Genomic DNA, 14,767 nt, shown 5'->3' with positions numbered 1-14,767 from the left:
AGACGCTCGCGCCTACAAGACAAATTGGCAAATCGGCAAATTAACTAATTCATCTCCCATTTTTCTTCTTCTAAATTCAACTGTCGTTGGAAATTGCGTATTTGCTCTTCATCAATACGTGGATTTTTATTCAGTTGGTGCAATATCTCCCGCTGATGATGCAAAATAGCAATGTATTTCTTTCGCACTTCGGGAGTAGTATTGCACTTAGGCATATCGAGTTGGTATTGCCATATATCTTTCTGATTCTGTAATAGAAAACTATCAGTAATTCCTTCTTTGTAATGCTTTTGCATATAATCCAAAGCAGCTTGCGCTAAAGATTTTCGAATAAGGCTTTCGGCTTCGGCTTCAGGAATATGGTCTTTATAATCAGGAAATTTTGCCCATCGGATAAGCGCTGGCAGGCTGAGACCTTGTAGCAATAGGGTTGCTAATATCACTATAAAAGTAATGTAGAGAATCAGGTTGCGATGCGGAAAAGGTTCGCCATTCTCTAAAGTTAGAGGAATAGAAAGCGCTACTGCCAATGAGAGTACCCCGCGCATTCCTGCCCAACCTAATACCAAAGGCACCCGAGAACCAGGGTTTCGCTCATCGGCAACGGTGATAAAGCGTTTCATTATTTGGGTAATAAGTACTGCCCCATAAGATGATAGCAGTCGCACCCCTACCACTACCCCTGTGATGAGCAGTCCGTAGTTGGTAGCAGTGGCAAGACTCATACCTTCGGCTTCTATACCCTTGAGTACTTCAGGCAAGTCGAGACCTATCAGCATAAAGGCAAAGCCATTGAGTATAAAACCTAAAATACCCCATACCGCAACCCCTTTGTTACGTGTGGAGGTAGCAAAAATATTAGTAAGATGCAGCGACATATACATACCGCCTGCCACTACTGCCAACACCCCCGAAGCACCCACTTCGTTTGCTACAATATACATTATATAAGGTGCTATAAGTGAGAGGATAACATCTATATTAGCATCGGTAGGGAGATATTTATACATTTTGCTCATCACCCAAGCGATAGCCAAACCTATAAGTGACCCAGCAATAACTACCCAAAGGAAATTCAATGCTATATCCGTCCACACCAGCTGACCGGTAGTAACTACCAAAGCCGCAAACCTAAATACAATTAGTGAAGAGGCATCGTTGAGCAAACTCTCGCTTTCTATTATCGTTGAAATACGTTTAGGCACCTTCACAAAATTCATAATCGCTGAAGCACTCACGGCATCGGTAGAGCCTATCACTCCTCCTAAAAGAAACCCTAAGGCTAATGAAAATCCTGGAAATACCATATTAGCCACCCACGCCACCGCAGCCGCTGTAATAAACACTACAATAAAAGCAAAACTAAAGATAATGCGTCGCCATTTCCACATCTCTTTTAGCGATATCGAAAAAACATCAGCATATAAAAGTGGCGGCAAGAAGATGATGAGTACCAAATCGGGGTTGAGTGTAATAGCAGGCACATTAGGGATAAGACTAATCGCTAACCCTCCTAAAACCAAGAGAATAGGGTAAGCCACTTTAAGCCGGTTAGCCAACATAATCAGTAGCATAATAGCCACCATCAAAAGCAATAAGTAAGGGAAGTATTGTACCATAGTTCTTTAATTATGAGGCGACAAAAATAGTAAAAAATACTTTTCATTCATAACCGATGAGTATTTTTTTGTATCTTTGCAGCCTTGTGCAGCACAACAAATTATCTCTTAACTCTTATCTCTTACCTAAAAATGAAAGCCCTTATCATCGGCGCTACAGGCGCTACCGGAAAAGATTTAGTAACACAACTTTTAACCGACGATACTTATAGCGAGGTGCATTGTTTCGTGCGCAAACCCTTACCCCTCTCCCACCCCAAGCTACACGCTCACATGGTCAATTTCGATACCCCTGAGGCGTGGGCAGATTTGTTGCACGGCGATGTAGCTTTCTCTTGTTTGGGTACTACCTTAGCCGTTGCAGGTAGTAAAGAAGCCCAATGGCGCGTGGATTACGACTATCAGTACGCCTTTGCCCAGCAGTGTAAAGCTAATGGGGTACCTACTTTTGTACTCGTCTCGGCAACAATGGCAAATGCACAGTCTAAAATGTTCTACAACCGTATGAAAGGACAGTTAGAAGATGCTGTGAAAGCACTTGGTTTCTCGCGCTTGCTCATTTTCCAACCCTCAGTATTAGTGCGCAAAGGGTCAGATAGAAAAGGAGAGCAATTTGGACTCAAAATGATTGTTCTCCTCAACAAAATAGGACTCTTCAAACGTTACCGCCCTATGCCTACCGAAATATTAGCCGAAAAAATGCTATCAGCGGTATACAACTCCCCTAAAGGAACTTTTACCTTTGCTTTAAATAAAATTTTTGAGCTATAATAAATTGGTCAACAGCCTCAAATTAGTCTAACAATTCCCGCTTTTGGTATAGAAAAACAATTCTTTTTCTTCTAACAATCCGTTTTTCTGTACTTTTGCCTCTGTAATACTTAATAATTTTATAGTGAAAGAAATAATAACTCTTATAACATTACTCTTTGCAGTAAGTGTTTCAGCGCAAATCAGTGTAAAAGCAGAGTATATGAGCAATTCCAAGTTCTACGATGCGGTGAGCGATAGCAATATAGGCGATGGCTCTGCTATGATTTACTCTGTGGGAGCAATGGCACCCCTCTCTATGCAACCCCCTGAGGAAGACGACCCTTACCAGCGACCTACCGTATGGGGTGTAGGGCTTAACGGCACTTTTGTAAAGATGAACAACCTCAACTTTCCTATTGGGAAAAAACTACCTTCAGAGGTGATGAACCTCGGCGTGAGCGCTATTCATCTCCGCCCTTTAAAAACACGTTGGTCTATGCTTATGGCGCTCGGTGCAGGAAGCTATACCCCCGAAAATCGTCTTTCGTCTATTCATATAGGTAAAAATGTAGTAGCAAATGGAGCTTTGGTATTTGTATGGCATTGGCGGCACAACCTTGAAATAGGTGGTGGTGTAGCTCTTAATAACAGTTTCGGTTATCCTATGGTGTTCCCTGCTTTTTATTTTAAATACAATGGTGCTTTTAGCGATAAATTTACTATTGAAGTAGAGAGTATTGATGGGCTAAAAGTTGCCTTAGGGTATAACTACCGCGAAAACCTCAGCCTTAAATTAATAGCTAATATGGGAGGTTATTCAGCTTACCTCAGGCGTAATGGAGAAAAGGAAATATTCAGTCAGCAGACTTTTGTTGTAGGTTTGCAACCTGAGTTCAAGATAGGTAAACACGTGAGTATTCCACTTACTGTAGGGGGGAGTTTTATCCGCTCAGGACGTTATAGAGAGCGCAAACTCAGTGCTATGTTCGCCTCTGAAGCTAAAAATGAAGATGGCACTTCTCGCTCCAGTCAGTTTAACCCTGCTTTTTACCTTTCGGCAGGGATTACAATTGGAGGAAACTAATAATAGGATTCAAAAATCTAAAAAGGTATGACTTTACCAAATAGAAACTATGGACGAAAATCCCTATATTTTTCTAAAAAACAATCTCTTCTTGCAGTTTCTTATTGCCGATAGATATCGCATCTATAGGCATATAACTGCTTGTGTATCATTATTGTTGTTTTTCCTAATTACTAAAGAATGGGGAGCCTACAAAGGTTTTGTAGACCACTTGGATTGGATAGAGAGATGTATGATTATCACAGCAGCTTTTTACTTAAATATCTATGTGCTTATTCCGCGCTTTTTGTTTAGAGGAAAACTTGTTACTTACACCTTTAGCCTTATAGGGATACTTTTCATCTGTCAAGTGATTACCTACTACTTAAATGCCGTTATATGGAGAGAGTATATTATCAGTGAAGACCTAAAAAAAGCAATGGCTTTGCCTATCCCTACCCTATTTATCTTTTCATTATTGAGTTTATTGCCCTTTATAATGCTATCCACACTCATAAAAATATTCCAATTGTGGATAAAAAGCACCGAAAAGATGCAAGAATTAGAGCAACAAGCTGCCAAAAGTGAGCTACAAGCTCTCCGTAGCCAGATACAACCACACTTTTTGTTCAATATGCTCAATAGTATCAACACATTGTTGTATATCGACCCCGAAAAAGCTTCGTACACCCTCACAAAATTATCCGATTTCCTGCGGCATTTGCTCTACCAATCGCACGAAGAACGATTTTTTCTCTCTTCTGAATTGCGTTTTCTCACCGATTTTCTTTCTTTGGAAGCAATGCGCCGTGATGATTTCACTTATAAGATTACCTACAACGAAAAGAATATACAAGGCATACAACTGCCTCCTAATATACTGCTTATCTTAGCCGAAAACGCTGTAAAACACAGTATTGATGCCCTTGCACCTACCTATATCTATATGAAATGCGAACAAAAAGAAGGATGGTTACACTTTTCTGTGCGCAATTCCGTACCTTTGCAACCTAATCCTCAACAAAAATTCAGCGGTATAGGATTAACTAACCTCCTCCGGCGGTTAGAACTGCTCTATGGCGACCGTTTTAAGCTGTTGCAAGAAGCTCTACCACAAGAATATATAGTAACCTTAGTTCTACAACTATGAATTGTTTGATAATAGACGATGAACCCTTAGCGCGTATCGGTATGGAGCGCCTTATCAGGCAATACAGCCATTTGAATGTAGTGGGTACCTTCAAAAACACTGTAGGCATTGCCGACTTTCTGAAAAAGAACGAAGTGCACTTACTCTTTTTGGATATAGAGATGCCTGGGGTCAATGGCTTGGAGTTTACCAAAACCTTACCTGAACATACTTTGGTTATCTTTACTACCGCCTACAGCCAATATGCCTTAGACAGCTATGAAGTAGATGCCCTCGACTATTTAGTGAAACCCATTACTCCCGAACGCTTTAAAAAAGCCGTTGCCAAAGCCGAAAGTTACCACCAATTGCTCACTCAGCAGAAAACCAACTTTGAAGCTACCGATACGCAATACATCAGTATCCGCGCCAATAGACGCAATTACCGCATTCCTCATAACGATATCCTATATATAGAAGCATTGAAAGATTACGTGATTATCCACACCTTCACCGACCGCTACATCACGTGGATTAATCTCAAAAACATACATAGCCAGCTCCCCGATTCGGTATTTGTACGCGTTAATAAGAGTTATGTAGTGAATATACAACACATTACCTCCTACACCCAGCAATTTGTGTATATAGGTGAAACAGAAATTCCTATAGGCAGAGCGTATGAAGTAATTAACAAATTTGCTAATTAGCAAATTATTCACTACTTTTGCACTCATCATTCGTCATTCATCATTCATCATTCGTCATTCGTCATTCATCATTCGTCATTCGTAATTCGTAATTCGTAATTCGTAATTCGTAATTCGTTATTAAAATTATGCCTCATACCTCTTCATTACTTTGCAAAGCAATTATAATAGAGACTATAATTGTTGTTATTTCAGTATATATATTAGGAATAATCTATGGAGGAACAGATGCCGCCGATTCAATTATAGGGATTATCTTTATCCCCTTACTTGCAGGAGTAATTCCCTCTTTCTTAATAGCTAAAATCATAGAAAAGTACATAAAACTCACTTCTAAAAACGCAATAATAAGTGTTCTTCTATTTTTTGTGCTCACCTTTATTTCTGTAAATATAGGCGCCATAGTTTTCAGTTTTTTAGAAGATGGTAAATGGATTGATAGACATCATTTATATGAAATACGAGAAGCATTCTTATATTCCTGTGGTATACAAACCTTAGGGGTAGCCATTTGGTTAGGGATAAAACTCGATAAAATCAAGCAATCCTCTAAAAATTAACCTGTAAAAACTCTGCTATATTTTCCTTTACCTGAACAAATGAATACTTTCATAACCTTAGACTTTGAAACTTTTTAAGTAAGAAGAAGTCAATTATCAAATTGGCTAATTTGCTAATTATTTTCGTATCTTTGCAACATCATTTGCTAATTATATGAATTTTATTTCTCTTCTTCGTGAGGAAGCCCCTTTCTTCCTGCACCTGACTGCTGAGCATTTACTTATCTCGCTCTTGGCAATTGTTATCGCAACGTTTATAGGGGTGCTATTGGGGATCTTTATCAGCGAGTACCGCAAGTATGCCGTTTGGCTCTTGGGGGCTGTGAATGTGCTCTATACTATCCCTTCTATCGCTTTATTGGGTTTCTTTATCACTATTACGGGGGTAGGGAACCTCACGGCTCTTATTGCTCTAATACTCTATGCTTTACTACCTATTATCCGCAGTACTTATACGGGTATTACCCAAATCAATCCGCTGATTGTAGAAGCTGCAGAGGCAATGGGTAGCACTCGCAGGCAACTGCTTTGGAAAATCAAACTCCCCTTAGCCCTGCCTGTACTGATGTCGGGCATTCGCAATATGGTAACGATGACCATTGCGCTGGCAGGGATTGCTTCGTTTGTAGGTGCCGGGGGCTTGGGTGTGGCTATCTACAGAGGTATCACTACCAATAATAGTGCGATGACCCTCATAGGCAGTGTGCTGATAGCCCTCTTGGCTTTAGGTTTTGATTTTCTTTTGGCAAAAGTAGAGCAACGATTGGTGCACCGTGAAGTTGCCTATAAGCGGAATCCGCTAAAGCTGGTAGGGATAGGAGTGTTGGCTTTACTCATCACTCTCTTCTTTGTGCTTTCACCAAAAAAGACGAAAGATATTCATATCGCTACCAAACCGATGACTGAGAGCTATTTGCTGGGGCAGATGCTTTCTTTGCTTATTGAGCAAGACACGGGGCTTTCGGTACGACTGACCAATGGTGTAGGAGGTGGCACCTCCAACATTCACCCAGCAATGTTGCGCGGAGACTTTGATATGTACCCCGAGTACACCGGCACCGCGTGGGAAGCAGTACTCAAACGCAAAGACCCTTACAACGAGTACAAGTTCGCCGACTTAGAAACTGCCTATAAAAAGCAATACGGATTGGAATGGGCTAACCTATATGGCTTCAACAATACTTATAGCTTGGCAGTGAGCAAGGAAATGGCTCAAAAATACCAGCTCAAAACCTTTACTGATTTAGCTAAGGTGAGCGAGCGACTTATCTTTGGGGCTGAATACGATTTCTTCGAGCGCGAAGACGGCTACAAGCAACTGCAAGAAGTCTATGGTATGCACTTTGGTAAAGTAATCGATATGGACATCGGACTGAAATACCAAGCGATGCGCGATAAAAAGATTGATGCTATGGTAGTATTCACTACCGACGGACAGCTATCGGTAAGTGAGGTGGTGGTACTGCAAGACGACCGCAATATGTACCCCTCCTACAAGGCAGGTACGGTAATACGCACCGAGCTACTGACCTCCTACCCCACCCTGCGCACTACTTTGGCAAAGCTGAACCAGCTAATAGACAATACTACGATGGCGTACCTCAACTTCTTAGTAGAAACTGAAAGGAAACGACCTGAAGAAGTTGCTAAGAACTATTTGCTACAAAAAGGACTTTTAGACCCACAACGATGATTACTTTTTCTCATATACACAAAAATTATAATGGTAAGGAAATTATTGCTGACTTCAATCTGACCATTGAAAGCGGTACTTTCCTCACTATCATAGGCACTTCAGGCTCTGGCAAAACCACCGTACTAAAAATGATTAACGGGCTGGTATTGCCAGACAAGGGCGAAATATACATTGACGACAAGAATATTTTGGAGGAAGACCTCATTGCCTTACGCCGCAACATAGGTTATGTAATTCAAGGGAATATCCTCTTTCCGCACCTCACTGTTGCTGAGAATATTGCTTATGTACTCCGTCTGAAAAACTACTCTAAAACCGACATCACACACATTGTAACCGAAAAACTACAACAGGTAAACCTCGACCCTGAACTCGCCAACCGATTCCCACATCAGCTTTCGGGCGGACAGCAGCAGCGGGTAGGTATTGCAAGAGCCTTAGCGGCAAGCCCTTCAATCATCTTAATGGACGAGCCTTTTGGGGCGTTAGACATCATTACCCGTCAGCAGCTACAGCGAGAGCTCAAAGTGCTGCATCAGCTCTCAGGGGCTACTATCGTATTTGTTACTCACGACATAGCCGAAGCCTTAACACTGGGTACTAAAGTATTGGTGTTGGACAAGGGAGTTATTCAGCAATACGACACCCCCGAAATGATTAAACAACACCCTGCCAATGAATTTGTAAGACAATTGGTTAATTAGTAATTTATAAAAATGAAAGCAATCGTTATTCATCAAGCAGGTGATGCCCAACAATTACAGTTAGAAGAACGCCCTATCCCTACACTCAAAGAGGGGTGGACGTTAATTAAAATCAAAGGCTTCGGCATCAACCGTTCGGAGATATTCACGCGGCAAGGGCACTCACCTTCGGTTATTTTTCCGCGTATCTTAGGCATTGAGTGTGTAGGGGTAGTGGAAGCTACTACCAGTCCTACTTTGCAAAAAGGGCAGACTGTTGTTTCGCTAATGGGCGAAATGGGTAGAGCTTTTGACGGTAGTTATGCCGAATATACCCTCTTGCCCAATACACAGGTATATCCTATAACCACCTCACTAAGTTGGGACGACCTTGCGGCAGTACCCGAAACCTACTACACTGCTTTTGGCTCTATGCAGAATCTACAAATCAAACCCACCGACACCGTACTGGTGCGTGCTGCTGCCAGTGGGGTAGGCATTGCTTTTTTACGATTGGTAAAAGCTCAATACCCTACGCTGAGGGTAGTAGGTTCTATCAGAGGTAATAACACTGAGAAAGCAGCTGTACTCTTGGGGTTGGGTTACGATGCTATTATCGCCGATAATGATAACGTTTTGGCTACCGATGAGTGTTTTGATAAAATATTAGAGTTGGAGGGACCTGCAAGTATTAAGGATTCATTTGCCCATATAAAAGAATATGGCATCATCTGTGCTACAGGAATTTTAGGCGGTAAGTGGTATTTAGAGGACTTTGACCCTACTCGCGACCTCCTGCACAATGCCTATCTTACCACTTTCTATTCAGGTAGTGTAAATACCGAAAAGATTATCCAGTTATTTGCTTATATTGACGAACACAATGTACCCGTTGCTCCCGAAAAAGTATTTGCCTTAGAAGAAATAGTTGCTGCTCATCAATATGTTGAAAGCAGTGCAGGTTATGGCAAAGTAGTAGTGCGCATTAACTAATTTACTAATTATTTTCGTATCTTTGCCCCTAAATCATCAAATACAAATCCAATGAAAAAGATTTTTTTATTCTGTTTAGCCCTTGTGGGCTTTGTAGCTACAGCACAAACCTACGAATTTAAAGTAGTAACCGCTGTAGAATCGGTTATACCTTCTGGAATGGGGCGTTCGCGCTTGATTTCGGCTAACGATGAGCGCAATTACAAAGATTTTACCACCACCCGCTCCGAAGACGGCGATGAACGCAACAAAAGTGACCGTGATGAGATTCGTGTCAAAGGTTTTGACGAAACCAAATTGCTGAACTTCTTTAACATCGGGGGGATTCGCTTTCAGAATATCGCTGCCAACGATGCCCTTATCACTTCCAAACTCAATGCAATGAGTGAAGAAGGATGGGAGCTCGCCTTTGTTACCAGTGGTGTAGAAAGTAATTCAGGTAAAGACGATTCTACAGGGCTTTTTATCACCCGCTTTGTTTTCAAACGATTGAAAAAGTAGTCTTCAAAATTAGTAAACGTAAAATTGTCAATTTCGTGAAAATTTATCTTCCACATTACCCAGCAGCGCCAACTCGCTGGTTTTGTGGAAGATTAAAATACTTTGCTGTTTTTTAAATAATTACTTACGTTGAACTCTCATTATTTATCACAGAGTCATTTCAAATGGATAACTATATAGTCCCCGTAAAATAATAAACACTAAATATCAGATAAGATGAAAAAAGTATTGACTTTATTGTTCTTAACGACGTTTTTTTGGGCTAATGCCAAAACTGAACCCATAGAAATACAAGGTGCGGTAGGCAAACTCCGAGGTGTGCTTACTACTCCCGACAATTTTAACCAAAAGAAAATCCCCGTGGTGATTATGTTTCACGGTTTTACTGGAAATATCAACGAGAAAATAAACATTACTATAGCCGAAACCCTTGCCAAAGAAGGCATTGCTTCTGTGCGCTTCGACTTCAACGGACACGGGAAAAGCGATGGCGACTTCGAGAAAATGAGCCTCGATAACGAATTAGAAGATGCACGCCGTATTGTTCAGTATGTTGAACAACTGCCTTTTGTGAGCAAAATAGGCATCTATGGTCATTCACAAGGAGGGCTGATCTCAATACTGCTCAGTTCAGAACTCGGCAAGAGCAAAATCAAGGCAGTGGCAATGCTAGCTCCAGCAGTTATCATTCACGATAATATGTTACAAGGGTCTTTTTTTGGCACTACCTTCGACCCCCTAAATGTCCCCGATAAGGTGAGCCTCTTCTCAGGCAAAATTACCGTAGGCAAGGACTATATTCTTTCAGGGCAACGCATAAAGCCTTTTGAAGCCGCTAAGCGTTACAAAGGAAAGGTAAAAATCATTCACGGAACAGGTGATAGAGCCGTACCTTACTCGTATAGTGAATATCTTTTGTATTTCTACAAAAACGCCGAATTAACAATCACTCCAAAAGCCGACCACGTTTTCTCTAACCAAGAAGATATCCCCGCCACCGAGGTAAGTCAATGGATGAAAAAACAACTTAAATAACGTGAGTTCGATATAAACACTGACTTTACTTGTTACCTAAATGAACACTTTCGCAGCCTTAGACTTTGAAACCGCCAACCAATACCGCAGTAGCGTATGCAGTATCGGACTCGTTTTTGTAAAAAATAACGAGATTGTCGATACTTATTACCAACTGATTAAACCTGCACCAAACTTTTATAGTTATTTCAATACCCAAATACACGGTCTTTCACAGCGCGACACCGAAAATGCATCACTCTTCCCCGAAGTATGGGCAGAAATATTGCCAAAAATAAAAAAATTACCCCTTGTAGCTCATAATAGTGTGTTTGATGAAGGTTGTTTGCGGGCTGTATTAGCTTATTACGAACTCCCACAACACACTAATCCTTTCTTTTGTACTTATCAAAAAGCGCGCAAACTCCTCCCTCAGCTTGTGAATCATAAGTTAGACACTGTATCCGCTTATTTTGGGTTTGATTTAAAGCAACATCACCACGCCTTAGCCGATGCCGAGGCGTGTGCGCATATCGCTTTAGAACTTTTCGAGTGAGATCGCAACCTTTATTTAGCAAATCTGACAAATTGGCTAATTATTTCTATCTTTGCACTTCATCAATAGCAAATAACGTGTTATCACTTCGTCCCTATTATCACCCTATGCAATCAGTTATTCCTGCAGAAGAAAAAGAGGTTACCTATACCGAGTTTCTTCCGTGTGAGGCTTTGCGCCCGTTTATCTATTGCTATTGGGAACTAAAATCACCTCCGCGTAACACACCTTTTTGCTACCGAGTAGTTGCCGATGGTTGTATAGACCTATTTTTTGACTGCAACGCCCCGCAGATGAGTTCCGTTATGGGCTATTGCAATACGTATGTAGAGTTTCCCATAATGGGCGCCTTTCACTATGTAGGGGTACGCTTTCTGCCCAGTGCCTTTCCACTACTTTTTGGTCAGGATGCTTTTGAAATCAGCGCACAAGAAATTCCCTTGTGCGAGGTAGTTCCCGCTTTGGCTACTTTTATAGCCGAGCAGTTAGAAACTCCCCTTTTGTTAGCTACCATAGCACAACACTTGGACAACTATTTTCTCCGCCACCTATCACAACGCCCTTTGCAGATGGACAAGCGCTTTTTCTCGGCACTTTTGCAGATATTGCAAAGCAAAGGCAGCATACACATCAGTGAGTTAGATACTGGTATCAGCACCCGACAGTTGCGCCGCCTTTTCGACTACTACATAGGCGATAACCCAAAGACTTTTAGCAATATTGTGCGCTTCCAACATATACTAAGTGCAAAAGCCTATCACAAACATTCCTTTTTAGACACTTATTACGACCAAGCCCACTTTATCAAATCGTTTAAAACATTCTATGGCGATACCCCGAGCAAGGTGTTTACAGAGTAATTTGTTAAAAAGATTTTGAAGTAAAGAAAATTTAACTAACTTTGTACTCAAAAAAATAAAAAATGGTACAAGAAAAAATACAAAGTATAACAATTGAGAATATTAAAGGAATAGAGAAAAAAGTATTTAATTTAGATATTATTCCTAATAAACCAAGCATACTAGTAGCTCCCAACGGATTTGGTAAGAGTTCATTTGCTATAGCTTTTAATTCACTGAATAGAGATAGAATTAAATTGAAAGATGAACATTTTCATAAAAATGATCTTAATTTTATTCCTAAAATAAGTCTTTCTATTGAAAGATGTGGAAATCTGACTACTCTTGAAGCAGATAGCTCAAAGAATGAAATTTTTCAAGAATTTTCTTGTTTTGTAATAAATAGCCAGCTTTATGCAAGAGGAAAAGGTTCTCAATATGGAAGAGCAACAGCTACTTTAGAAATAGAAGATATTGTATTAGAGAATAAAATACCTAGAAATGAAAAGTTTAATTATTCTTTAAAAGAAAATCAAAAACGCTTTGGAAATAACTCAAAAGTGTTAACAAGTATTCGTTATTTGTTAGATAAAAGAACTTTAATCGTAGAATTATTTGAAAAAGAAGAAGGAAAAAAGAAATTATTTGATGAAGCTATCAAGGTAAAAAATCAAAAAGTAATTAATAGTTTTATCAAGAAGATTAACACCCTACCTTCTAATAAAACAAAGGATGAAATACTCACACATATAGAAAATAATCTATCTGAACTAAGAAATATTACTTGTTTGAAATGCATTGCCGATATTATAAAAAATATGAGGATAATGAAGTTAGCTGTTATTTATCAGCAATACAATTTATATGGTTGTACGATGATGATAAGAAAGGATTTGAAAAAGTCTATGAATATAGTAAATACATAATAAAAAAAGCTAATTTTAAAGCTTTTCTTTCTACTTTTGATTCAACTTGGAAAAAAATAGAGGCAAAAGAAGAGCAAAACCAATTAGTTGTAAAGTTTCCTCCTGCTAAAGACATTTCTAATGGGCAAAGAGATGTACTTTCGTTTATATCTATGCTGTTCAAAGCGAGAGAAAAACTCACTAAATCTTCTAATATTTTAATAATTGATGAAGTTTTTGATTATTTAGACGATGCAAATCTTGTAGCTGTTCAGTATTATATTACTAAGTTTATAGATGAAATGAAACAAGAAGGTAAGAATATCTACCCTCTAATACTAACACATTTAAACCCTTCCTATTTTACAACTTTTGCTTTTAAAGATTTAAAAATATACTATCTCAATCAACAACAAGCACAAACAAGTATTCATTTTGAAAAATTACTAAAATGTAGAAATGAAGATTCTATAAAAGGTGATGTATCAAAATATTTATTACATTATCATACAGAGGAAATTAATAAAAGAGATGATTTTAGGAACTTAGGACTTAAAGAAACTTGGGGCAAGGGGAATAATTTCAAAAATTATATTAATGAAGAAGTTCGAAAATATCTTAATGATAATGAAGATTATGATCCTTTTGCTGTTTGTTGTGCTGTAAGAGTAAAGATTGAAGAAAATGTATATAACTGGCTAAATAAGGAAGAGGATAAAGTTTTGTTTTTAGGTACTCATAAAACAAGAGAGAAATTAGATTTTGCAGAAAGTAAGGGAGTATCTTCTCCTGAAATTTATTACTTATTAGGTATTATATATAATGATGGAATGCATTGGAAAAATAATTATGACAATGTAACTCCTATTGTAACTAAGCTTACAAATCTAACTATAAAACAAATGATTAAAGAAGTTTTTGAATAGTAGAATGATTGAGCACGAGAGAATAAGTTGGTTAAAAAGAATCTATCCAGAATTCAAAGAAGAAAAATGCTTTGAAGAAAATGTATTTCGCCCCTATGATCTAATATATTTCGATTTTTTTGAACAGGATAATACTTTTGGTTATACAGAAAAGATAAATCCAAAAGATATAATAGGAATAGAATACGATTTTGATTATAATTTTAGTGAAAAGATAAATTGGTATGAATTATTATGCAAATTGAGACGATTAAAACGCGTTATTAATAATTTTAAGACAAAAGAAGATATTATTAATCATATCCATTACAAATATGGTGGTGCGGAAAGCAAATATGTTTGGAAATTTGGGAAACATTATTTTACTACGTCTGGACAACATAGGCTATGTTTAGCTAAGTTTCTAAATATAGAATCTGTTGAGGTATATGTTACTACATTTAAATTGAACAAAGAACGCTTAGTAAGATATAAGAAAATAAAGGCTTTTGCTAATAACTTATATAAATACCATTTTATCCATAGAATAAAAGATGAAGAACTAAGAGAAGATTCTGTCAATAAAGATTTTTACATATTTATATCTAATAAATTAGTTATTATAAATATTGACCTAATTCCCGAATTTATCAAATATTACGAATCTTTTAGAATATATAAATCAGTTTATAAAATTCAAATCTTCATAAATGATTTTCTTTACCCAAATGAAAAAGGAAAATATATAGAATTAAAAACAAAGAAGGATTTTAATAAAGTAAATACACTTATTATTAAGCATAAAATAAAATATCATAGCTTATAAGAATGTCCGTTTTTT

16 protein-coding genes are annotated in these 14,767 nt (G+C 38.4%); 15 read left to right on the top strand and 1 reads right to left on the bottom strand.

The genetic code is table 11. The features are described from left to right. Positions 1–44: 44 nt before the first annotated feature. Entirely contained in the window at positions 45–1,619 is a 1,575-nt protein-coding gene (locus AM608_RS00720; protein ID WP_053580430.1) for a Na+/H+ antiporter, read from the bottom strand. A 132-nt stretch (positions 1,620–1,751) separates the two neighbouring features. Here AM608_RS00720 and AM608_RS00715 point away from each other — a divergent pair, with 132 nt between their 5' ends. From AM608_RS00715 to AM608_RS00645, 15 genes are all read left to right on the top strand, one after another. Beyond that, positions 1,752–2,390 carry an NAD(P)H-binding protein gene (locus AM608_RS00715; RefSeq protein WP_053580429.1) on the top strand — a complete coding sequence of 213 codons (639 nt, stop codon included), beginning with the start codon at positions 1,752–1,754 and terminating at the stop codon, positions 2,388–2,390. Between the two features lie 124 nt (positions 2,391–2,514). After that, positions 2,515–3,456, top strand: coding sequence for a DUF6268 family outer membrane beta-barrel protein (locus AM608_RS00710; RefSeq protein ID WP_053580428.1), 942 nt, complete (start codon positions 2,515–2,517; stop codon positions 3,454–3,456). Positions 3,457–3,505: 49 nt separating this feature from the next. Beyond that, positions 3,506–4,585, top strand: a complete 1,080-nt coding sequence (locus AM608_RS00705) for a sensor histidine kinase (RefSeq protein ID WP_053580427.1) — start codon at positions 3,506–3,508, stop codon at positions 4,583–4,585. Beyond that, entirely contained in the window at positions 4,582–5,274 is a 693-nt protein-coding gene (locus tag AM608_RS00700) for a LytTR family DNA-binding domain-containing protein (protein WP_053580426.1), read from the top strand. The genes AM608_RS00705 and AM608_RS00700 overlap by 4 nt, the downstream gene beginning before the upstream one ends. Before the next feature lie 128 nt (positions 5,275–5,402). Next, on the top strand, positions 5,403–5,834 hold the full coding sequence (locus AM608_RS00695) for a hypothetical protein (protein ID WP_053580425.1): 432 nt from the start codon (positions 5,403–5,405) through the stop codon (positions 5,832–5,834). A 154-nt stretch (positions 5,835–5,988) separates the two neighbouring features. Then, the gene (locus AM608_RS00690; RefSeq protein ID WP_053580424.1) at positions 5,989–7,527 is read left to right on the top strand and encodes a glycine betaine ABC transporter substrate-binding protein; all 1,539 of its coding nucleotides are present in this window, start codon (positions 5,989–5,991) and stop codon (positions 7,525–7,527) included. After that, positions 7,524–8,234 carry an ABC transporter ATP-binding protein gene (locus AM608_RS00685; RefSeq protein ID WP_053580423.1) on the top strand — a complete coding sequence of 237 codons (711 nt, stop codon included), beginning with the start codon at positions 7,524–7,526 and terminating at the stop codon, positions 8,232–8,234. The genes AM608_RS00690 and AM608_RS00685 overlap by 4 nt, the downstream gene beginning before the upstream one ends. A 12-nt stretch (positions 8,235–8,246) precedes the next feature. Continuing rightward, positions 8,247–9,206 carry a zinc-binding dehydrogenase gene (locus tag AM608_RS00680; RefSeq protein WP_053580422.1) on the top strand — a complete coding sequence of 320 codons (960 nt, stop codon included), beginning with the start codon at positions 8,247–8,249 and terminating at the stop codon, positions 9,204–9,206. A gap of 51 nt (positions 9,207–9,257) precedes the next feature. Continuing rightward, a complete protein-coding gene (locus AM608_RS00675; RefSeq protein ID WP_053580421.1) occupies positions 9,258–9,707 on the top strand; it encodes a hypothetical protein in 450 nt (149 codons plus the stop codon). 216 nt (positions 9,708–9,923) lie between these two features. Beyond that, positions 9,924–10,742 carry an alpha/beta hydrolase gene (locus AM608_RS00670; RefSeq protein WP_053580420.1) on the top strand — a complete coding sequence of 273 codons (819 nt, stop codon included), beginning with the start codon at positions 9,924–9,926 and terminating at the stop codon, positions 10,740–10,742. 40 nt (positions 10,743–10,782) lie between these two features. After that, positions 10,783–11,277: a 3'-5' exonuclease gene (locus AM608_RS00665; RefSeq protein ID WP_053580419.1), complete on the top strand. Its 495-nt coding sequence runs from the start codon at positions 10,783–10,785 to the stop codon at positions 11,275–11,277. Between the two features lie 107 nt (positions 11,278–11,384). After that, a complete protein-coding gene (locus AM608_RS00660) occupies positions 11,385–12,137 on the top strand; it encodes a helix-turn-helix domain-containing protein (RefSeq protein ID WP_172672757.1) in 753 nt (250 codons plus the stop codon). 62 nt (positions 12,138–12,199) lie between these two features. Continuing rightward, on the top strand, positions 12,200–13,042 hold the full coding sequence (locus AM608_RS00655) for a hypothetical protein (protein WP_053580417.1): 843 nt from the start codon (positions 12,200–12,202) through the stop codon (positions 13,040–13,042). Further along, a complete protein-coding gene (locus AM608_RS00650; protein WP_053580416.1) occupies positions 12,985–13,947 on the top strand; it encodes a hypothetical protein in 963 nt (320 codons plus the stop codon). Before AM608_RS00655 ends, AM608_RS00650 begins: the two co-directional genes overlap by 58 nt. A 4-nt stretch (positions 13,948–13,951) precedes the next feature. Beyond that, positions 13,952–14,752: a hypothetical protein gene (locus tag AM608_RS00645; RefSeq protein WP_053580415.1), complete on the top strand. Its 801-nt coding sequence runs from the start codon at positions 13,952–13,954 to the stop codon at positions 14,750–14,752. Positions 14,753–14,767: the final 15 nt, after the last annotated feature.

This window comes from Capnocytophaga sp. oral taxon 323, assembly GCF_001278825.1.
Classification (GTDB): Bacteria; Bacteroidota; Bacteroidia; order Flavobacteriales; family Flavobacteriaceae; genus Capnocytophaga; species Capnocytophaga ochracea.
Note: the sequence above shows the minus strand (reverse complement) of the source record. Positions and strands in the feature narration are given on the sequence as shown.